Source organism: Candidatus Bathyarchaeota archaeon (assembly GCA_026014745.1).
In the GTDB taxonomy this organism is placed as follows: domain Archaea; phylum Thermoproteota; class Bathyarchaeia; order Bathyarchaeales; family Bathycorpusculaceae; genus Bathycorpusculum.
Genome location: JAOZHS010000001.1, coordinates 129506 through 151716, shown reverse-complemented (window position 1 = coordinate 151716; position 22211 = coordinate 129506). Strand labels below are relative to the sequence as shown.

Sequence of the window (22211 nt, the reverse complement as noted above, 5' to 3'; positions counted from 1 at the left end):
TAGCGACGCTTAGCATCACCAAACACGCGAGGTGCAACTGATGCCAAAAAAACCAAAAACTAAACACCCCCAACAAAGCGGAACCGAAAAATGGTTTAAACTAAGCGCTGAACAAACCGCAACAAAACTAGGCGTAGACCCCACGCAAGGACTAAGCACATCTGAAGCCCAAACTCGCCTGCAGAAATATGGCTCAAACGTGTTAGAAAGCAAAAAGAAAGAATCAGGTCTCCACGCCTTCGCGCGACAATACAGAGATTTCATGCAAATCATCCTTGTTGCCGCCGCCATAATCAGCCTCATCGTCACCGCCAAGTTAGGCACTAGCGTGGCATTGTTTGGCTTAACTGTTTTCAACGCCCTGATGGGACTAAAACAAGAAGCCAAAGCCCAGGCCAGTCTGGAATCGTTGCAGAAAATGATGAAAAACGTAGCACAAGTACGCCGCAACGGACAGATAACAAAGGTTGAAGAAGAAAAGTTAGTGCCCGGCGATATTGTGCTCATCGAGGCTGGAGACCGCGTCCCCGCTGATGGCCGCCTTTTTGTGGCTGCGTCGCTTGAGGTTGAGGAAGCCGCATTAACTGGGGAAAGCGTTGCCTCACCCAAGAACACCGAAACCATCATGGCACCTGATGCGGCGCTGGGTGACCGTCATTGCATGGTTTACATGAACACCTCCGTCACCCGCGGTCGAGGAGAACTAATCGTCACAACCACTGGCATGGGCACGGAGATGGGGCGCATAGCTGAGTTACTCAACAAAACCAAAGCCGAAAAGACCCCACTACAAAAACAACTCGACAAACTAACCCTCATAATTGCAGGCATAGCGGGCATCACCTTTGTCTTGATGGTTATCTTGGGGCTACGCCAAGGCCAAGCATTTGAGACGCTTTTCATGGCGGGAGTGGCTTTGGCGATTGCCGCCATCCCCACAGGCATGCCCGTGGTAGTGACAACTCTGTATTCGGAGGGCACCCGTGTTTTAGCCAGCCATAACGCCATCGTAAAGCGACTGCCCTCGGTGGAGACATTGGGTTCAGTTTCGGCGATCTGCTCCGACAAAACAGGCACCTTGACGCTCAACAAGATGACGGTACGAGAATTCTCCATACCAGGCAAGAACCATTACCGCGTAACAGGAGAAGGATACAGCACTCAAGGCCAACTATTACATGATGGCGGAGCAAAAATTGACCTAGACGAGATACTGCTACCCATGGCGTTATGTGCCGATGCGACTTTGGAGGGGAATAATTTGATTGGTGACCCTACGGAGGGCGCCTTGATTGTGTTGGCTGAAAAGGGCGGCATAAGTGTTGAGGGTGCAAGAAAAAATTATCCAAGAATCGCAGAGGTGCCCTTTGACTCCGAATACAAGTTTATGGCAACCTTCCATAACCTAACAGACGATCAGGGCAAACCAGTCGTGCGCGCATTCATCAAAGGTGCCCCTGACGTTTTAATCGCCCGCAGCAGCAACTATTGGACGCCGGGAGGCAAAATCTTCCCCATCACCGAGCAAAATCGCTCTGTAGCCGTCGAGGAAAATGAGCGTATGGCAAAAGCAGGCGAGCGCGTGATTATTGTGGGTCGCAAAGACTTTAACCCCCAAGCCTTTGACCCCCACGCCAAACTACTTGATTTAATGAAAGACATAACGCTGTTGTCTATAGTTGGCATGGTTGATCCCCCAAGGGTGGAGGCTAAAGACTCCATCGCCAAATGCCACCGCGCCGGCATCCAAGTACGCATGATCACCGGAGACTACGCAACGACTGCAGCCGTCATAGGTGAAGAATTGGGAATTAGAGGCAAAGCGTTGAGTGGCGCACAGTTTTCAGCTATGAAAGATGAAGAACTCGAAAAAGAAGTAGATCACATAGGGGTTATCGCGCGGGTGGCTCCTGAGGACAAGTTGCGGTTGGTTTCTTTGCTTCAGAAGAAATGCAACATTGTGGCTATGACAGGCGACGGCGTTAATGACGCACCCGCACTAAAGAAGGCAGATATTGGGGTAGCTATGGGCATCACAGGAACTGAAGTGTCCAAAGATGCCGCAGTAATGATTCTAACAGACGACAACTTTGCCACAATCGTAGGCGCAGTCGAATACGGACGGGGCATCTACGATAATCTGGTAAAATATATTCGTTACCAGATGGGCACGCTGGTGGCGTTTATCGCTACGTTTTTGGGGGCAGCATTTTTCTCAATTCTAGGAGGCACCCCATTTGGACCGCTCACTGTTTTGTGGATTAACTTTCTAGTTCAGGTCCCCATCGCCATCGCGTTGGGCTTTGATGACCCCTCGCCCGGTTTGATGAAACGCAAACCCCGTCCCCTCTCTGAGCCAGTTCTATCCCTGCATCGGTGGATACGCATCATTTTTATGGGCTTGATAATTGCTGTTGCAACATTATTCATTGAGGGATATTACAGTGGAATTGCAGACAATCAGGCGATAACGATGGGTTATGCAGTTTTCTCACTGCTCAGCATTGCCTTAGGCATAACCTCGCGAAGTGAAATTGAAACCATATTCTCTAAGGACCTTTTGCCCAGTGGACGCCAGTTGGGGCTATATATAGTGGCGCTGGTTTTCCTCTTCGTCGGAGCAGGCTTGTTACGGGATATCTCCAACACAACCCCGTTGACGAGTGAGCAGTGGTTGATTTGTTTTGCTTTTGCGGGTTTGTTAATTTTGGTTGATGAGATTACGAAATTTTTCATGCGTCGAACAAGAAAAAGATGAAAATTTGATCGATACTAATTTCGCCGCGATTTTCCATGCGTCATTTTGCGGCTAATTTTTTGCTTTTTGTAACTTTGTTATTTTTGCAATCAACACAATACTTGCAAAAAAGACAATTATCGCCAAAAGAAGCAGAACAACAGGATATAGACGCACTTGGTCGGTGTCTTTGAATGTGGGTGTTGGGGTTGGTTGCTCTGGAGGGCTGTCAAGAGACTGGATTTCGAGGTTTTTGAAGATTACAGCGTTGTCCTCATTGTTTGCTAACACCAGTGCCAAGCTATTGTTGCCAGTTTCATCGTAGGCGGCGTTGCTGCTTTGCAGAGTAGTGCCATTTGGGCAGGTTATCTTCGTCGTTATTCCACTTAGAGAAATATCCAAGGAAAACTCATACCACACGTTTTCTTTTACGTCCTCGGTGGCGTTCATTAACACAACATTTTCGTTGGTTTGTATGCCTGCCAAGTCATAGTCATTTAACCCCTTAAAACTCAAACTGTAGTTATCGGCAGGGTTACTTTGCAGAAGTAAACAGAATTTGTTGTAAACTGTTTGGTTAAAATCGTCAGGTAAAGATAGAGGCTGCAGACCCTTTGGAATATTGATAGGAACAAGGACTGTTTGTTTTGGAATTGTTATGGTTTCTGTTTGCCCATGATGAGACATAACTGTTTGCTCTTTTTCAGGCACAGTTACTGTTTGGGTTTGAACATTTGGAGCCCCGTGTCCCGTTTGGATTAAGGTAAAATCGCAACTTAAAGACACATTTTGACCCAAAGGAACATTAAGAAAATCGTTCACGCCGACAAATGGACGAAGTTCATAGGCGCCTATGCCGTGCCCAAAAATATAGTTATAAAGCGGTGCCTGAAACTGCAAAAGCAACTCGGGACCAACCAAAACTGCAAGGGTTTCGCTGTCAGCTCCAGCATATTCTGAAGCGCCACTCCAACTTGCCTCAAGGTAGTAGGTGCCCAGCAACGTAAAATTCCACAATATCTCAAAGTTGCCACAGCTATCGGTGGAGTTCGTTAAACAATCAAGTAATTTGCCGTTACGAGAGATGTATAGGGTGACGTTTTGAGCGGCTTGCGGAGGGTTAATTGTCCCTGAAAGTAGAAGGCCACGGGTTTGGTTTTCATTGTTCAAGGGAGGCTGCGAGATGCTTAGGGTAATCTCAGAGGAAAGTAGAGGTTTGTCTAGACACGCTGAGAGGCTATTTGACTGGTTATTTGGATGATTTAGAGAAATCATCAGTGCTTGTGCCCCTGAGAGTGCGTCGGATTGGTCGCCTACTTTCCAATCTAGTTTCCCAGTTGCTTCTGCAGTCCAGTAGGTTTTATTTTGATATTCAAAGCTTGTAGGCGCAAAAAGAAAAGAATGATAAAGGGGGGCGTAAGGAAGACAGACACCCACATTGATGTGCCCAGGGTCTATTCCTACATAGTGAATCAATATTACATCCAACCCCCCAGCCGCCATAATGGAGGCTGCAAGCAAAGAAAGCCCTACGCAATCCCCGGTGTTAGTCACCAAGGTTTCAAGCGGATACTTTGCCCCAGTTATATTGTAGGGAATTTGGTGAACTAACGCTAAAACTGCATTCGCGAACTGTTCGTCATTGTTTGGGAGGTTAGCCGTTAGGTTTCGGAGGTTTTCTGCTATGGGTTTAACGGCTTGGGGCGTCACCATGTTAGCGTAGTAACTGTCAGAAGGTATACGGTGGGTCAAATTACAATAGTAGTTGTAGAGGGAAGGAGTTATTTGGATATACAATTGATGATTCAAAACGTTGAATTGCGAATAATAACTTGAGGCATCGACCTGCTGACCATCAACAACACCCGAACTAGACAAAACCATCAGTGATAGCAAAACGTTAAGCAGAAGCACGGCAGCTTTGATGGAGTTGTGCATTCGAACCACTCGAACTGTTTAAAACGCGTCACTTAAAACGGTGAATTTGGCAAAATATATCTTTGTCGCTTCCTCAAGTATCAGTTTAGGTGTATCTTAACTGAGCAGAAACCAAAAACACCTCAGACATGTTGAGCCGCAACTTGTATAAGAAATAAACGCTCAAAGCTTAACAGGTGCCAATTGTGGGATCAGAGAAAATCACACGTTTTTATGGTTGCCAACTCACAACCACTAACTCAGCCAAACAGCATAAGCTCCAAAAAATCATCGCTTCCCTCTCCAACAAACAAGGCAGAGGAAAAGAATTCATCTCACTCTACCTCCCCCCAAAAGCCTCCACTGAGCAAATAGCCGCGACTATGAAAAGAGAAGCTGAATGCATTCCTACAAAAAACCAAAAAGAAGCCGACCGTCTCCAAGACGCACTAAAAAACACGCTCAAACACATAAAACAACAAAACGAAACCCCCTCCAACGGATTAGCAGTCTTCGCTGGAACCTACCAAAACGAATCTGACAAAGAAGCCCTACACATAGAGGAGCTTGCGCCACCCCAACCTCTCAGTAGCTACCAATTCTTCATTGATGACCATTTCCACTTAGACCCCATGCGGGACATGCTAAGAGACCAAAGAGTCATCGGGTTAATTGCGCTTGACGCCAAAGACGCTAGCCTCGGTCTCGCAACCAGTGAAAACCTTCAGTCACTCGAAAGTCTCTCCTCGGGAATCCCGGGAAAAACAGGCAAGGGCGGCCAGAGCCAGCGCCGCTATGAGCGCGAACGAGACATGGAACTAACAGCCTTTTTCCATCGGGTCGCGGAGCATGCTACAAAGGCGTTTCTGGAAGACAAAAAGGCAACCGTGATTATTATCGGCGGACCCGGTCAGACAAAAGATGATTTCCTAAAAGGCGACTACCTCAACTATGAACTCAAAAACGCGGTTCTAAAAGTAATTGACACACAATCCGCTTGCGAAGCGGGACTGAGAGAGATGTTCGAGAAATCCCAAGATGCACTCATGACCATGTGTGGGCCTCAAGAGAAGAAAACTATAGAACGCCTCCTCACCTCGCTAAACAAGCAGGATGGTATGTCTGTTTTTGGACTGGACCCCGTGTTAGAAGGATTGAAGAGGGGCGAAGTCGAGGTGGCGCTATTAACAGATAACTCAGATTTCGTTGAAGTTAATCTTGTCTGTCGAAACTGCGGTCTACCCAAAACCCAGATAATCAACAAAAAAGACTCCAACGCACTTCAGGAAATGAAGTCAAAGGCATGCGAACGGTGCCATGCAGTGGAATTTGATGTTGTTGAGAGGGATATGGTAGAGGTCTTTGAAGACGCTGCCGCAGAGACAAACGCGCGGGTTGAGGTTATATTTACGGATTCTGAGGAGAAAGCTAAGCTTAAAGCCTTGGGCGGGTTTGCCGCGCTGTTAAGATACAAAACAGCCTAACGCCCTTTAGCTTATTTACCTTCAACATCCATCAGTAAAGCGAGGAATAACATGACACCCAAACGCGTGTATCTTGCAGGTCCCGAAGTTTTCCTCAAAGAAGCCAAAGAAGTCGGCGAACGCAAAAAAGCACTCTGCAGAAAATACGGATTCGAAGGCGTATTCCCCCTCGATACAGAAGTCGCCGTCGAAGGCAAATCGCAACGCGAAATCGGTTTATGCATCAGCAGCATAAACGAGGAACTTATCAAAACCTGCGAATTTTTAGTTGCTAATGTTACGCCGTTTCGGGGTCCAAGCGCTGATGTGGGAACAGCTTTTGAGATGGGCTTTGCGCATGGGTTGGGCAAAAAAGTGTTCGCCTACACCAACACCGCCGTGCCGTTTACGGAGCGCACAATAAAAGCGCTCAAAGGCAAAGTTAGCCGAGTCGAGGACTGTAAACTACGTGACAGTAACGGCATGTTCATCGAAGAAGTGGACTGCGTGGACAATTTGATGCTGGACGGCTGCATCCATGTAAGCACAGAGCAGTTGGTTGTTGAAGAGGCGCCTGAGGGGCAGCTTTTTACTTTTTTGGACGGATTCGAGAAGTGCCTAAGAGCAGCCCAAGCCACGTACAGATAGATGAATCCAAAAGCGTTTACCCTGCCCGACCAGACTCAACAATAAGACCACCTAATTCGGCTATCCGAGGACTCTTCAACTGCGCGGCTGTTACGCGCCATTCCCAGTTATGACAAGGTTGGCTGGGATGGTTCATGCGGGCATCCGAACCTAAACCAAGCACATCCTGCAAAGGAAGGATACATAAATCGGCTTTAGATGTCAACGCCAACTTCACCAGCTCAAAGCTGACGTTTCGAGCAGTGGGAGGTTTGCCTAAGATTTTGGTCAGGTTGTTTTTTTCTTTGACTGATGCCTCAGCACTATACCAACCCTGAGCAGTGTTAGTGTCATGGGTTCCCGTGTAGACAACTGCGTTTTGGGGGTGATTTTTGGGCAGGTGCGGATTTTTTGGGTCGCCGTCAAAGCCAAAAAGCAGCACCTTCATGCCAGGTAGGCGCCAGCGTTTGATGGCGGCGCGGACTGGTGCGTCGATGTAGCCTAAGTCTTCAGCTATAAACGGCATAGTTACAAATGCTTTTTTTAGGGCGGTAAAAAACGCTTGTGAAGGCGCCTTTACCCAGTGTCCCTTGAGGGCGGTTTTTTGGTGTCCAGAAACCTGCCAGTAAGCCACAAATCCGCGGAAATGGTCCAAACGCAACAGGTCACAAAGGGTTAGGTTGTGGCGTATGCGGCTCAGCCACCATTCAAAATCTGTGGCTTCCATGTTTTTCCAGTCATAGACAGGGTTGCCCCAGAGTTGCCCAGTGGCGCTAAAATAGTCAGGGGGAACGCCGCCAACGTATCGTGGTTTACCGTTGCTGTAGAGTTTGAAGAGCGTTGGGTTTGCCCAGACGTCGGCGCTGTCATGAGCCACATAGAAGGGTAAGTCGCCTAAGATGTGGATTTGGCGTTTATTGCAGTATGCTTTGAGGCTGCATATCTGGCTGAAAAAGAGGTACTGCACAAACTTTTCCTTCGCAATCTCATTTCTAAAGGCTATCTGGGCTCGATTCATCGCTGCTGGAACACGTTTACGGAGGCTGCTGGGCCAGAGGTACCAAGGCACATGCATCTTCCGTCTCAATGTAACATAAAGTGCATAGTCATCAAGCCACGCTGCATTTTCGGCGCAGAACCCCCCAAAGTCGAAGGGTGCATCGGGGGGTTGAGTTTTAGTTTTTTGGAAGATTACGTGGGCTTGCTCTAGGAGGACTTCTTTTTGCTTATAGACAACCGCATAGTCCACCTTGTTTGGCGACGTAGTTGTGGGTGTCGTTTTTTTAGGGAGCAAACCAGCCTCAAAAAGTTTTTGTGGGCTAATTAGCAGGGGGTTACCAGCGAAGGCGGAGCTGATTAGGTAGGGTGAGTTACCGTCGGCTAGCCGAGTGGGGTTTAGGGGCAGGATACTCCAGTAGTGCTGCTTTTGAGCAGCTAATAAATCGGCGAAACGGTAACTTTGTGGGCCTAAGTCGCCGATGCCAAACTCCGAGGGCAAAGAAGTCACATGCAACAGTATACCACTAGCTCGCTTACCCATTGGAGTCACTTCCAAAAAGCATAGCCACTGGTAACTCGCCTAAAACTTCGCGGAGAGGCAAACGACCACATTGAGAAGGCACTATTTGGGCAGTTAAAGCATCGGTCCATCTTGTGGGGGCACCATCGGGCAACGAAACGTAGGTGTCTACCCAGTCAACCTCTTCGCGCCAAGCAGCATCCGCAGCCAACAATTCTGTGAGAAACCTTGATGCTAACACTACAACATAGCAGTCGCCTCTATGTCGGCAGAAAGCCACTACGTTTGCAGCGCAGAACCCCCGAACGCGCAGAGGAATATAGTCACCCTCCTCAAAGAGGCTCTTCAGTTTTTGTCTCAACTCAAGCGCCCGATAAATCACGTAAAATTTGACCTTTCCAGTGTCGGGTTTGTCGAGCAGTTTGGGTGATTTGTGGGGTTCGAGTTGATTGATTTCTCTAAGAAGGGTTTGTCTTGTGGGGTAGTTGATTGGTCGGCGGTTGTCGGGGTCGACGAGGTTGAGGTCCCAGAGTTCGGTGCCTTGGTAGAAGTCGGGGACGCCTGGGCAGGCGATTTTGAGGAGGGTTTGGCTGAGGCTATTAAAGACGCCGTAGAAGGCGACTTTTCGCTGGAAGGCGTGAAAGGCGTCAAGGAAAGCGGTGTTGTTTAGCAATTGGGTTACATAGGCAGTGGTGGCGGCTTCGTAGGGTAGGTTGGGGGCTATCCAGTTGCTGTGACGTTTGGCTTCCCGCAACGCCTTGACCAGATACTGTGTGAGACGGTTTTGAAACTCGACTTGGTCAATTGGATTCCAAGGGTAAGCTCCCAACAGTGTCTGATAAAGGAAATATTCCACGTTTCGATCAGGCGGAACTTCGTCGCTAACTACCTGTTTAAGGGGAACCGCCAATCCCGCCCATTTCTCGGCGTTAGTTTTGAATTCGTCAGGTATCTCGCTAAGAACATTTAGGCGTGCTCGGAGGTCTTCGCCGCGTTTGGTGTCATGGGTGCTTGAGGCGTTTAGTGTGTGGGGCCAATGCTGTTGCCGCTGACTGATAAAAGCGTGAAAAGTCTCTAGTGAGATACCGAATTTTGAAGGGTCGCCGCCGACCTCATTTAGAGACAGCAACCGACAGTAGCGGTATAGGGCGGTGTCCTCAAAGCCCTTGGCCATCACAGCACCCGTGTACTGTTGAAGCCTCATTAGAGCATGCAAAGCGGCAGGGGAGGTGGAACATTTTTGGAGCAACCACACAAAAGCCGCAAACTCAGCAGATAGTTGAGGGTCTTTTTGTTTTGCACGGTCCAAAGCTTCAATTAAAGCCGCTGCGTCGGGGTTTTGTTTGTCTAAATATGTTCGGTAGATGGGAAAGCAAGCCAGCAACTCCACAACTGCTGCCCTCAACACATCGCGACTGAAGACTTCCTCAATGCCAAGGCTGCACAGGGTCTGACTAAACAGTCGAGCAAGATTTGCTACGTCACCCAAAAAAGAGCCAGCAATAGCTGCTTTCTTACAAGCGTACACCGTGTCGTGGAAGGTTTGCAGGTTTCCAGTGAATTGTCTATAAAACGCATCAATTTCCTGCTCTCCTTTGGTTTGAACAAACACCGCGTTGACGTAGTTGAGGAAGTCATAGCCAGTGGTGCCCTCAACTGACCAAGAGGCAGGCAACTGCTCATTACCAGTCAAGATTTTTTCTACAACTAAATATGTCTCGGGCAAACGCAGCCGAAGCTTCTGCAAATACTCTGTGGGCTCATATAATCCGTCAATATGATCTACGCGTAACCCCGAAACGCACCCGCCTTTGGTCAACTCGAATATGAGGCGGTGAGTATCTTCGAAGGCGAAGGGGTTTTCCATGTGCATGCCAATAAGGTCTATTATGTCAAAGAAACGGCGATAATTGAGGTGCCAAAACGCGGTTTTCCAGTGAGTGAGGAGGTAGTTTTGGTTTTGGAGAAGTTGATGTAGGAGTTTGGGGTTTTTGTTATATTGGGTGAGGGTTTGAGGGATGGGAGCGCTGTTTAGGTGTTGTTGGGTTTTGGCGTTGAGGGGAAATTCTGTGTTGTCGTATTTGACTTTGAAGCTGCCATTATGGATTAGGGATAATTTGCCTTCTTTGAGGGACTTGATGTAGGACTCGGCTAGGAAGGGTGCAAGAATTTTCCCCCGCAACTGCTTAGCTGAATAAGCCCAGTCTACATCAAAATATCCGCTAAAACGCGACTCAACACCCTTCTCCAACACGTCATACACCCATGGATTCTCCAGCGAATACGAAGCATGATTGGGGACGATGTCTTGGAGCCAGCCTAAACCACAAGCCCCTACCTCCCGCAAAAGGCGCTCAAAGGCTGCCTTTCCGCCCAACTCAGGATTGATTGTGCTTGGGTCAACGACGTCGTAACCGTGGCTGCTTGCAGATTTGGCTTGGAAAATTGGGGATGCATAAATGTGGGATACTCCGAGGTCGCGTAGGTAGGGCAGGATTGCTTGGAGGTCTGCAAACGTGAATTGGGCGTTTAGTTGGATGCGGTAGGTTGCCGTAGGTATCTTGGATGTCATGCTAACCGTATCCCAATCAAGTTGCACAACTCTGAAAACGCGGTGACCCAAGCTTGAGAGTCGGCGTCTGGCTGTTCTTTGAGTTTTCTGTAGTGATTCTGGGCGATTTTGAAGGCTACATTTTGAGATTGCCAAAGGTCAAGTTGCATGGGAAGCTCTAAAGCCATTTTGATAAGGGCAGTGATGGATTGAAGGGCTTCAAAGTTTTGAGGGTTCGCTTGGAATTTGCTGAGTTCTTCAGCAATTTTTTGGCTAGCCCGAAAGCCCAACGTTTCTTTGTCAAGCGTAACCGAGAGCTGCTTAGAATCCGCGATTAGTTTTTGGAGTTTTTCTAAATCAGGTGTCTGCTCTAAAAATGCTTGCTCTATCTCCATGTTTAGAACGGTTTCGGCTGCGGCTAGGAGCGGTTTTGGTGAGGGAATTCGGGTTTGTTTCATGAATCGAAGCAACGCAGAGTTGTCTCGGTAGATGATGTCATAGAGGTCTTTGGCTTTCTTCAACCCGTCGCTAAGAATAAAATCAAGGATATAGCGTTGGTCATCTCGAAACAGATCCTTTAGCGAGTAAGTGTTCTCGCCAAAATACTTGGACAAAAGAACAATTATCTCGTTTATTTGTCCCCGCTCAAAACACGCCAGCGCCCTTCTGCGTAAAGCCTTGAAGGCTCTATCCGGCATGTCCCGTTTAGCTCCGCAACTTACGTTGTGGTCTCCTAACCAAATTGCGGCGCAACCAAAACTTTCCTCGTCCAAAGTTATGTCCGAAGAAATTGTTGAGCGATTGATTATGAAACGGAATTTGCCGTCATCGCGTTTCTCAATGGCGCTTGTAGCTATGTGAAAACAGTTGTTAGGTTTATGGGTGTTTAATGCATCGGACGCTATGTTGTCTTCAAACAGGTCCATAATTGTGTTTTGGGCGCTTATTTTTGCGAAGTCCACGATTGCGGGTTCGATGAATATGGAGTAGATTTTTGCTCCGTTCTCGAACTCAGCGATGTTACTTGGGGCTTGGGCTAAGAAGGTTTTGTATTGACTTTCAAGGTCTAAATTGAATAGTTCTTTGGCTAGCTGCATAGCCCGCGCCGCATACATCATCACCTGCACGGTTTCTATACCAGAAATTTCGTCAAAGAACCAGCCGCAACTCGTATACATAAGCATGGCATGACGCTGCATCTCCAAGAGTTTTATGACACGCCGTTTTTCAGGATCAGTTAAGGGTTTTTTGGCATACTTTCCTAGGAAGGCTTCAATGTTTTCTTTTGAGCGGTCTAATAGGACGTCGATGTAGTTGTTTCGGGCACCCCAGGGGTCGTTGAAGTACTGCTGGGCTTCCGCTTCAAATTGAGGAGCTAAAGTATCGCGTAGCCAATCCATAGCGGCACGCAAAGGTTTACGCCATGCCTGATGCCAACCGATTTTGCCCATGTTATCTCCGCAGTCGCTTCGCCAACGTTCCACGCCATGGATGCAACTCCAAGAGGTGTTTTCTTGAATTTGGACTTCAAAGGTTGGAGGATATTTTTCGAGGAACTCACCATAGTTTGTGAGTTTCGCCGCGTCGGTGGACACGATGTAGTAGATGCAGTAGGCCAGGGTCATGTCGCCGTGGGGGTGATGGTGACCGTAGAGTTCGCCGTCGCTGGCTACACTCTCGATTAGGGGGTCATCTTCGTTGTCTTGGAAAGCATCAATTAAACGATTAGCGAAGGCTTCTCCGTTCTCCAGCAAATTCCCAAAGGCGATGTCGCTGGCGGTGCGCTTATCAAAAAAGAACAAACTAATCGTTTTTCCAGAGGGTAAACGACAAAGATAGCAACGGCGCGGATCAATTTTTCCGTCGGAAACATCAGTCCATTCAGTTGCACCTATTCGTTGAGCTTTTGCGGCTTGCTGTGGCCCAAGAATAGTGAATTTTATGTTGTTTTCTGCGAGTACCTCAAGGGTTTCAAGGTCGACAGCTGTTTCAGGTAGCCACATACCCTCCGGGGGGCGGTTGAAGCGGACTTGGAAATCTCGTATAGCCCATTTTACCTGGGTTTCTTTGTCGCGTCGGTTAGCAAGCGGCATTATCATATGATTATAGACCTGTGCAATGGCTGAGCCGTGACCATCAAAATTGTTCATGCTTTCTTGGTCCGCGTTGAGGATGGCTTGGTAGACTTGGGGTTTATGCTTAGCTAACCAATACATCAGGGTTGGGCCAAAGTTGAAGCTGATGCGGGTGTAATTGTTGATTAAACCGATTATGCGCCAATCGGCATCCATGACGCGTGATACAGCGTTGGGGGCGTAGCATTCCGCGGTTACACGTTGATTCCAGTCATGGTAGGGCTGGGCGGATTCTTGGAAATCAACTTTTTCAAGCCAAGGATTTTCTCGGGGAGGCTGATAGAAGTGACCATGGATGCATATGAAGTGGTCAGCCAACGCCTTTGTCTCCTTGATGGGGTTTTTGGTAAACTGCCAAAGTAAAGCCAGCCAAGGTTAGTTGCTGACCTTGAGTAGTGGTTTGGGGGAGAGCAATGCCAGAGCCAGCGTATTTGGCGTCGGCAGAGTCCAAAACCTTGAGGTACTCACCTAAAAAGGGAAACGTGAAAGTGCAGTTTTGGCTCGAAAAGTTTGCAGCAATAACCGCTTCAACATCCGCGGAGAGTTTATGTATTAAAAGAAGGCTGTTCTGCTCGGTTAGAACCTCCTTTATTTGTCGGTCAGGTTGAGGACGAAACAGACCATTTTTCCTTAAGGAAATCAGGTCATGGTAGTAGCAGGTGACTTTTTTGCCTTGCTCGCTGTTACGTTGCTGCCAGTTTAGTTTTGAAGCCAAAAACGTATGGGTGCTCTGAGGGTCAGGAACCTCGCCTGTCCAGTGAAAATGTTCAAACTCTTTTTTTCTAGCATCGCGGATGTTGTCGATTAGGATTTGGTCGGAATAGTCAGTGAAGAACAAAAAAGGCGCGGTTTCCCCGTATTCTTCACCCATAAAAAGCAACGGGACATAGGGAGAAAGAAGCACTATGCCGGCGGCGAGTTTAGCGGCTTCTAAACCTGCGGATGTTGTTAGTCGGTCGCCTTTTAGGCGGTTACCCACTTGATCATGGTTCTGCCCAAAAACAACAAAGCGGTCGGCTGCAACGTTTTGGGTGGATTCACTGGGTTGTCTGCGTTTATAGCTGGATTGGTCGCCTACGTAAACGTATGCTTCACGCAATGCCTCTGCAACATCTTCTATGCTGCCGTAGTCACGGTAGTAACCTTCCCGTTCACCCGTTAGCAGGGCGTGAAGGGCATGTTGGAAATCGTCCAACCACTGGGCTTCAAAGCCGAATCCGCCTTCCTGAGTGGACGTTAAGACTTTTGGGAGGTTGTAGCTGGTTTCAGCGATTAAGTGAATTTTTTTCCCCAATTGTTCTCCAAGGTTATGCACTGTTTGGGTTAATTCGGCTAGAAAAGGGGTGGAACTGTTATCGGGCATAAATAAGATAGCGTCGAGGCGGATGCCGTCTATGTGGAAGCGATTAAACCAGTAGAGCACGTTTTCTTTGAAGTAGTTACGCACACCCTCATTGCCTGCGCTGTCCAAGTTGACGGTGGGTCCCCAACGTCCAATTTGCGTCAGCGGAAAGTAGGGTCCATAATCGTTGAGGCAGTTACCTTCGGGTCCAAGATGATTAATAACTACATCCAAAAACAAAGCGATACCATGGCGGTGGCATTGGTCGACGAGGGCTTTGAAGTCGTCGGGAACACCGTAACTGTTTTGCACTGCATAGGGAAAAACTCCATCATACCCCCAATTGCGTTTGCCTGAGAACTGGTTAAGCGGCATCAACTCTAAGGCTGTAACGCCTAAATCGGCAAGCTCACCTACGCGTTGGGCGGCGGCTTTTAGGGTGCCCTCAGGCGTAAAAGTCCCCACATGCAGCTCATAAAAAACCAAGTCTGCTAAGTCCAACCCACGCCAGTTGCCTTCAGCCCATTTGTAGGCGTCATGGTCAACAACTGAGGATGCGCCAAAGACGCCGTTTGGCTGATAATTTGAGGCAGGGTCAGGTTTTAGAGCATCGCCGTCTAGGCGGTACAGGTATTGGGTGTTGGGGTCTATGCCTTCAACAGTGTGAGTCCAGTAGCCGTTGCCGACAGAGTCAAGGTCAAACCACTGGTCCTCTAGGGGCAGAGACAAGGTGACTTGGCGGCGGTTTGGAGCCCACACTACAAAACGGCAGGTTCCATACTCAAAATCAGCGCCCACACGCAATTTTTTCCCTTAATCCCACAAGTTTAAACTATAAAGCAGCTACAGCAGAAGGTTAAATCGTCTCTTTGCTGACTAATGTTAGCAGTTAAAACGCGAATACATTATTATTAGGCGCGAACTAAATATTATTTGTCATTTTTGGGTTATTTTGATTTTGGGGTTTTTTTATGCTGCGGGTTGATTTGAAAGAGAAAATTAGGCTTGAAGATTATGTGGGCATTGTGGATGACGAAAACATAAAGGCGGTTCGAGAACTCGGCGAAAAACTCAAGGGTAAATCGGTGACGCATGTTAATTCAACAGCGTTCGGGGGTGGAGTAGCAGAGATATTGCAAAGCATGGTACCCTTAATGCGCGATATCGGCATAGACACGCAGTGGGAGGTTCTCAAAGGAGACCTTGAATTTTTTAGCGTTACCAAAAAAATCCACAACGCTCTGCAAGGCATGAATCTGACATTAAGCAAAGAAGAAGAACAAACCTATATTGAATATAACAAAAAAAACAGTGAATTATCAAAATTGGACACTGACATCGTGATGGTTCATGATGCTCAACCAGCCGCGCTTATCCAATTTTATCCTAAAAAAAGCAATCGGTGGATTTGGCGGTGCCATGTGGATTTGTCCACGCCTAACTTGACGGTTTGGGAGTTCCTTGAACCCTACATTGCCAGTTATGACGCGGCAATCTTCACTGCAAAACAATATGTGGTTCCCAGCTTAACTGTGCCTACGCTGACTATTCGTCCACCTTCGATTAATCCGCTTAGCGAAAAAAACCGTGAACTCTCCGACCCCGAAATTCTCTCAGTTCTAGAAAGATATGACATCCAAGCCGACCAGCCTATTATTACGCAGGTGGGGCGGTTTGACCCTTGGAAGGACCCTTCAGGCGCCATCGATGTGTATCACTTAGTGAAGAGGCAGTTTCCGACCGCGCAACTGCTTTTAATTGCAGGCATGGCAAGTGACGACCCTGAAGGCTGGCTATACTTTGAAAAAACCGCGCGGCACGCAGCCGAAGATCCCGACATTCACCTGTTAACTGACCTCAAAGGCGTTAAAGATCATGAGGTCAACGCATTTCAGAGTGCTTCACAGGTAGTGTTGCAGATGTCTACGCGCGAGGGGTTTGGTTTAACAGTGGCAGAGGCGCTGTGGAAGGGGGTTCCCGTTGTTGGACGCAGGGTAGGAGGGATTCCGCTACAGATTATTGATGGTGAAAACGGGTTTTTGGTCGATACGGTGGATCAGGCAGCAGAGAAAACGCTTAGTTTGTTGAAGAACAGGGATATGGCTATGCAGATGGGTGCAAGTGGCAAAGAGTATGTGCGGAAAAATTTCTTGATTATTTGCCAGATAAGGGATTATTTGATTTTGTTTGATGAATTATTAAATGAATAATGGGTTTAACCCATTATGGTTGGATGTTCGTCTTCTTCGTTTATGTGATGCATTACGTGTAGGCCTAAGCCAGTGGCGGCGCCTGCCGCTAAACCAACAAGCAGATAGGTTAACCAAATGTAGCCAAAGCCCATACCGATTATGGCTAATATATCGAATACGATAGCGACGCCGAGATAGCCTGCGCACCACGTTTTGACGCTCATGCCTCGGGGTTTGTTGATGCCAATGCCGCCAAGGTACCCAAACATAATTAGGAAACCAACTAAGGCAAGAATGAGGTTGATCATGTTTGCATCTAAATCCAAACGGTTCACCCTTTCTTGGGCTATGTTTCCTTGGCGCCTAATTAGTCTATTGGGTCTACGTTTCTTTTGAAGATGCAACAAGCTAACTAGCAGAAACTTCGCTAGTCTTTTTTAGGGTCAACCTGTAAATCTTATGCTTCAAGGGTATGCGACGCATGACAAACTTTGATGTTAGACAATGCCATAAATGGGCTCAACTCCTAAACGAACGCAAAACCAAACTAAACCAAGCACTCAGTGCAATTGAGCAGCAAGATTTTGATTCCGCTAAAAAAGTAGTCACCCAAATTTTTGCCGGAGCCATGGGTAAACAACCTGATCCCGGCATGGCGGGTTCACTGCTTTATCATATGGCAATGGTCTCCAAGATGGAATCTGAAACCCAAGTCTTGCTTGACGAGTTACAAATCAAACTGCCTAACGTCACTTCAAACCTTAACAAGATTTACGGCGAATTCTACGCAGACGCCAAAGAATTAACCAAAGACGTCATGCACCTAAACTATGATGCAAACGTCATAGCTAAAAATAATCACTTAAACAGCGAGGAAAAAATCGCTTTATTCAATAAGCTAAAACAGGGCCAAAAACAAGTTGAAGCCCTCTTAGCGAACAAAGACCCCAAAGCTGCACAGGCGTTAGAGAAGCTTTTTGATGACTGGGCGCAGCAAGTTGTCCTAATGAGGTTTCTCCAAGAATACGAAACCATCAAAGGTCTCTTGGTTCTTTCGGAGCTCGTAAAGACGTTTGGTTATGAAGCCGTTGAAGCAGCCATGAAAAGGGTAAAAGATGAGTTTGGTCAAAAAACCGTCAACATCGCCCTTGAAGTAACACTAAGGGTTGGCATGCGCCGAGAGAAACTCCAGTCAGTCATGTTAGCAGACCACTTCATCAACATGACAATGGATGGGTCAACTCTTGATGGTAAAATGGAATTCCTTAACTGCCCAATACATGGCGGTCATCAGTTCGCCCAACAAAACTATGGCATCGACCCAAAAGTTTCCACGTTATTCTGCAACAATTTCTGTTTTGCACACGCCAAAGCAATGCTCGACACAGTCCTGCCGTTTCCATTCACGCTTTGGCAGCCTAAACTTATGGCTAAAGACGGCTTATGCGAATATTACCTAAAGCTAGCGTATTCGCCCGAGGCAAAATCAACCGAGCATTATGTTCCATTGGTCATGTCCTACAATGTTACCCGCGAATGTAACATGAAATGCAGCCACTGCTACATCAACGCAACCGACAAAAAACTCGAAGATGAATTAACCACCAAAGAAGCCAAAGAACTAATCGACCAAATCTATCAAGTTAGTAGCCCCCTGCTTATTCTAAGCGGCGGCGAACCATTGCTACGCCCCGACATTTTTGAGCTCATAGAGTACGGTTCCAAAAAGGGGTTAAAGATGGGGTTGGGAAGCAACGGTTACCTAATTGATGACGCTGTAGCCAAGAAGCTAAAAGCAGCAGGTATCGCAACTGTTTCCATTAGTTTAGATTCAAACATTCCAGCGCAGCATGACGAATTCCGAGGAGTAGCGGGCGCATGGGAAAAAGCAGTAAACGCCTGTAAAGCGCTAAGAAAGAACAACGTGCTTGTTCAAGTTAACACAACCCTCACACACGACAACTACAACCAAATAGACGACATCATGACCCTTGCCGAATCCATCGGCGTCGAAAACTTCCACCTATTCTTCCTCGTACCCACCGGTCGCGGCGTCAAATTAGATGACATTTCACCACAAAAATACGAAGACATGATAACCAACACATTCGCCAAAGTTCATAAACATCGATTAAACGTTCGCCCCTCGTGTGCACCACAATTCATGCGTATCGCCAAAGGCATGGGCTTAGATATGAGACAGTGGATTAGGGGCTGCATTGCAGGTATGCATTACTGCCGCATCTACCCCAACGGAGACGTAACCCCCTGCCCCTACTTACCTATAAAACTAGGCAATATTCGTGAGCAAAGCTTCAAAGACATCTGGTTTGGCTCTGAAGTGTTTAAGGCGCTTCGTAACCCAGATTGCCTCAAAGGCAAATGCGGCGCATGCGAATTCAAAACGATATGTGGCGGCTGCCGTGCACGCGCCTATGGACTTTCAGGTGACTTCATCGATTACTGCGGAGACTTACACGTGCCAGTCAAAGCCAAAAAAGATTACTTAACTGAGGACCCCTGGTGTGTTTATCAACCAAAAACCTATTAAGGCATAGGTGACTCTCAGAAACTTCGGCAGGCAAATAAAAAAGGCTTTGGCAGCCCGCAAACACAGCGGTTAGTGCAATGTGGACAGCCAAAACAACAGAAAGGCGAATACTATGGAAGGAGTCCACACCTCTCAGGCACAAAAAGGAACTGTTGAAGTGAAAACTTTTGATGATACACAAATCAGTCGACTAACCCATAAGTACCCAGAAAGACACGTTTTTTATTGTGCTAAGCCTGTTGGACTTTAGGAGGCGTCTAATATAACACATGCCGGCTCAAAAGGTTTCTTTGGAATGTTTAAAGAAACCGCCGTAGCATGCCTGTTTGATATTGGCGGTTTAGTTGCAGGTTTTATGATTGCGGTGCAACTGGGCATTTTCCAGCTATCACCATGGGCAATAGCACTCTACCCAGCTGTCGTCAGCGTCAAAAGCGTAATAACGGGGTTATTAACGGGGCGCTTAAGCACAGCCTTACACTTAGGCACCGTTTACCCCAGATTTAGGAACAACACCAAAACCTTCTACAAACTCATCCAAGCCATGATTGTCTTGACGCTAGCAACAAGTGCCACCATATCAGCCATCGCGATTGTATTCGGAAGCCTCTTTTGGGGGATAACCCTCGCGGATTTTCCAGCCATATTAGCAGTTATGGTTTCAACAATGTCGCTTGGATTACTCATCACCCTGCTAACGGTAAAATTCACCTTTAGCTCCTTTAAGGAAGGCTTAGACCCAGATACCATTGTTTACCCCGCGGTTTCAACAATAGCAGGCATCATCATAACTTTCCTCTATATTGCCGTGTTGAACCTCTACTTTTCGGGCGGTTACATCGGTCAGGGTGCAATCGTGGTTTTCGGTTTGGTAAACGTATTATTAGTTCTCTATATTTTACCTAAAAATGTCCGTGAAGAAGAAGTCATAAACACTCTCAAAGAATCCCTGCTAACAATGGTTTTAGTAGCGTTCATGGCCAACATAACGGGAACTATACTAAAAGGCATAAGCAACCTTGCCCCGCATAATCGTGAAATATACACCGTTTATCCCGCTATGATTGATATGATGGGAGACGTAAGCTTGGTGATAGGTTCAGCCGCAACCACAAAACTCGCGCTAGGCATCCTTACACCCTCCTTCGCTTCAATTAAAAATCATGCAAAAAATATTTTCAGCGCATGGCTTGCGTCGCTATTGCTCTTCATGATTTTAGGATTACTATCGCTTTCAATAAACGGTGCGTTAGGAGTACAGAATATAATGGTTCTGTTGGGGCTGCTGTTAATTGCCAACATCATCGCATTTGTAGCCATAACCTTGGTCACATTTGCCATTTCGATACTTACTTTTAAAAGAGGGCTAGACCCTGACCACTTTGTTTTACCTTTAGGAAGCTCCTTAGCCGATGCCATCACCACCGCTGCCTTGTTTGCTGCGCTAATAGTTATTATGGCATAGCATCTGGAAAATCATAAGTAAAATATTCTAGAGACGCGCATTATTTGGGTGGAGCGCTCCTTTAGCATTGCCGCAGTTCGAAAAATTTGAGTATAAACCGATCCCTGTCCGAGAAGTGCTTCTTGAAATGAAGAACCTCTCGGAGTTAATGATTGATTTGGCTTATTCCGCTGCACTCTACAACGATAAAGACCTAGCCGAAGATGTCTTAGCCTTGGAGAGTCGAGTGGACAATTTAGGGTATTTACTAGAGTTAGATATTATGGTTGCAGCCCGAGACATCAAAGACGCTGAGGCGCTTATCGGAGTCTCAACGGTTGCTGCAGCTACCGATAAAATCTCTGATGCCGCGGCTGATATTGCCGCTATTGTAATTCGAGACATTGGAATTCACCCGATCGTGGGAGAAATCTTTGAGAAAGTTGAAGAACGCCTCATGAAAGTCACCGTTAACCCTAACTCAACAATAATTAAACAAACCATCGAAGACCTCGATTTAGCGGCAAGAATGGGCGTGGACATAATTGCCATCCGCAGAAACCATGACTGGATACTAAACCCCCCCGACAACGAACGCGTCTATCAAGGCGACACACTCATCACCCGAGGGGCACCCTCAGGAACCAAAGAATTCAAAGACCTAGCCGAAGGTACTCTAAAAACCATAGATACCCAGAAAAGAGCAAAATTCGAAGAAATCGTCACACGCTTTGTAGAACTCAAAGATACATCAGAATTAATGATGGACTTAGCCTACACAGCTTTGATGCTTAACAGCAAAGATTTAGCCGAAGAAGTCGAACGCCTAGAAGAACTCATGGATCAACTACACACCAGTTTTGAATTGCTTGCATTAACAAGCGATTTCAAAAAAGAGGAAGCCTCAGGTTTTCTGGGATTAATCCGATTAGGAGTTGCGACAGAAAAAATCGCGGACGCCGCCGCGGAGATGGCAGAGGTTGTTCTACGCGATATTGAGCCACATCCAATTTTAAAGGTAGCAATTAAAGAGGCAGATGAAACAGTAGTCCAAGCTTGCGTTACAGCCGATTCACCGTTGGTCGGTAAGTCGTTAAAGGAAGCAAGGATTAATGAAGAGACGGGAATGTCAGTGTTGGTTATTAAAAGAAGCGAACAATGCTTGCGACCGAGGGGGGACGCGAAAATCCAGGTTGGAGACATATTGGTAGCTTCAGGATACGCGGAGGGCGCAGACGATTTGATACGGTTGGCGTCGCCCACGCAGGCCTGCGATGAAGAGTAGGCTTGCTCTTTATTTTTAATTCATCAACACTATAAACCCCAATCTGCTCATTGTAAGCTAAACGTTAAAACAAGAGGTACAATGAGTGTTTAGCTGCCCAAATCCATCATGCAAAAAAACGTTTGCTACACCCCTCAAAACACTCAACCTCCAAGAAGACCCAGACCAACCCTACAATGCTTGCCCTTATTGCTTAACAAAACTTGCACAACCTACCCCGCGGCAAAATGAAGCCAAAAATGAGCAAGCGCCTTCAAAGTCGATTTTAAGTGAGAATTTGATTAAAGAAAAACCAACGGCTTGCCAGTACCATCTTGGCTACTTAGGGGAGCGGAAACAGAATCAGCCTATTCCTGAGGACTGCATGGTCTGCAAGGATATTGTGGATTGCATGCTACGTAACATGCGGAAAACAAACTAGCCTATTTTCGGGTTATTGGTCTAATAA

The 22211-nt window shown here is 47.0% G+C and carries 14 protein-coding genes; 8 read left to right on the top strand and 6 right to left on the bottom strand.

The window, feature by feature from the left end; translation table 11 throughout:
* The first annotated feature begins 40 nt into the window (after positions 1 to 40).
* Positions 41 to 2758, top strand: coding sequence for a cation-translocating P-type ATPase (locus NWE92_00775; protein ID MCW4028170.1), 2718 nt, complete (start codon positions 41 to 43; stop codon positions 2756 to 2758).
* Positions 2759 to 2809: 51 nt separating this feature from the next.
* Here the strand turns inward: NWE92_00775 and NWE92_00770 are convergent, their stop codons facing one another.
* Complete coding sequence (locus tag NWE92_00770) at positions 2810 to 4675, bottom strand: hypothetical protein (protein ID MCW4028169.1); 1866 nt, start codon at positions 4673 to 4675, stop codon at positions 2810 to 2812.
* A 185-nt stretch (positions 4676 to 4860) separates the two neighbouring features.
* Between NWE92_00770 and prf1 the strand changes: the two genes are divergently transcribed.
* Together prf1 and NWE92_00760 are read left to right on the top strand one after the other, a co-directional pair.
* Positions 4861 to 6138, top strand: coding sequence for a peptide chain release factor aRF-1 (gene prf1, locus NWE92_00765; protein ID MCW4028168.1), 1278 nt, complete (start codon positions 4861 to 4863; stop codon positions 6136 to 6138).
* Positions 6139 to 6189: 51 nt separating this feature from the next.
* A complete protein-coding gene (locus NWE92_00760) occupies positions 6190 to 6765 on the top strand; it encodes a nucleoside 2-deoxyribosyltransferase (protein ID MCW4028167.1) in 576 nt (191 codons plus the stop codon).
* 16 nt (positions 6766 to 6781) lie between these two features.
* Here NWE92_00760 and malQ read toward each other — a convergent pair whose 3' ends face one another.
* From malQ to treZ, 4 genes are read right to left on the bottom strand one after another with little or no spacing between them, the layout of a single operon-like run.
* Positions 6782 to 8284 (bottom strand): 4-alpha-glucanotransferase, encoded by a 1503-nt coding sequence (gene malQ / locus NWE92_00755; protein MCW4028166.1) that lies wholly within the window; start codon positions 8282 to 8284, stop codon positions 6782 to 6784.
* A complete protein-coding gene (treY, locus tag NWE92_00750) occupies positions 8277 to 10886 on the bottom strand; it encodes a malto-oligosyltrehalose synthase (protein MCW4028165.1) in 2610 nt (869 codons plus the stop codon). The genes malQ and treY overlap by 8 nt, the downstream gene beginning before the upstream one ends.
* Entirely contained in the window at positions 10832 to 13267 is a 2436-nt protein-coding gene (locus tag NWE92_00745; GenBank protein MCW4028164.1) for a DUF3536 domain-containing protein, read from the bottom strand. Before NWE92_00745 ends, treY begins: the two co-directional genes overlap by 55 nt.
* Positions 13260 to 15089 (bottom strand): malto-oligosyltrehalose trehalohydrolase, encoded by a 1830-nt coding sequence (treZ, locus tag NWE92_00740; protein ID MCW4028163.1) that lies wholly within the window; start codon positions 15087 to 15089, stop codon positions 13260 to 13262. The genes NWE92_00745 and treZ overlap by 8 nt, the downstream gene beginning before the upstream one ends.
* A gap of 173 nt (positions 15090 to 15262) precedes the next feature.
* Between treZ and NWE92_00735 the strand changes: the two genes are divergently transcribed.
* A complete protein-coding gene (locus NWE92_00735) occupies positions 15263 to 16501 on the top strand; it encodes a glycosyltransferase (GenBank protein MCW4028162.1) in 1239 nt (412 codons plus the stop codon).
* Between the two features lie 5 nt (positions 16502 to 16506).
* Here NWE92_00735 and NWE92_00730 read toward each other — a convergent pair whose 3' ends face one another.
* Positions 16507 to 16809, bottom strand: a complete 303-nt coding sequence (locus NWE92_00730) for a hypothetical protein (protein MCW4028161.1) — start codon at positions 16807 to 16809, stop codon at positions 16507 to 16509.
* A gap of 155 nt (positions 16810 to 16964) precedes the next feature.
* Between NWE92_00730 and NWE92_00725 the strand changes: the two genes are divergently transcribed.
* The 4 genes from NWE92_00725 (at position 16965) to NWE92_00710 (ending at position 22184) form a co-directional block, all read left to right on the top strand.
* Positions 16965 to 19034, top strand: coding sequence for a radical SAM protein (locus NWE92_00725; GenBank protein ID MCW4028160.1), 2070 nt, complete (start codon positions 16965 to 16967; stop codon positions 19032 to 19034).
* A 295-nt stretch (positions 19035 to 19329) separates the two neighbouring features.
* The gene (locus NWE92_00720; protein ID MCW4028159.1) at positions 19330 to 20499 is read left to right on the top strand and encodes a magnesium transporter; all 1170 of its coding nucleotides are present in this window, start codon (positions 19330 to 19332) and stop codon (positions 20497 to 20499) included.
* Positions 20500 to 20626: 127 nt separating this feature from the next.
* Positions 20627 to 21763 (top strand): hypothetical protein, encoded by a 1137-nt coding sequence (locus NWE92_00715; protein MCW4028158.1) that lies wholly within the window; start codon positions 20627 to 20629, stop codon positions 21761 to 21763.
* Positions 21764 to 21848: 85 nt separating this feature from the next.
* Positions 21849 to 22184 (top strand): hypothetical protein, encoded by a 336-nt coding sequence (locus NWE92_00710; GenBank protein ID MCW4028157.1) that lies wholly within the window; start codon positions 21849 to 21851, stop codon positions 22182 to 22184.
* The last annotated feature ends 27 nt before the right edge of the window (positions 22185 to 22211 follow it).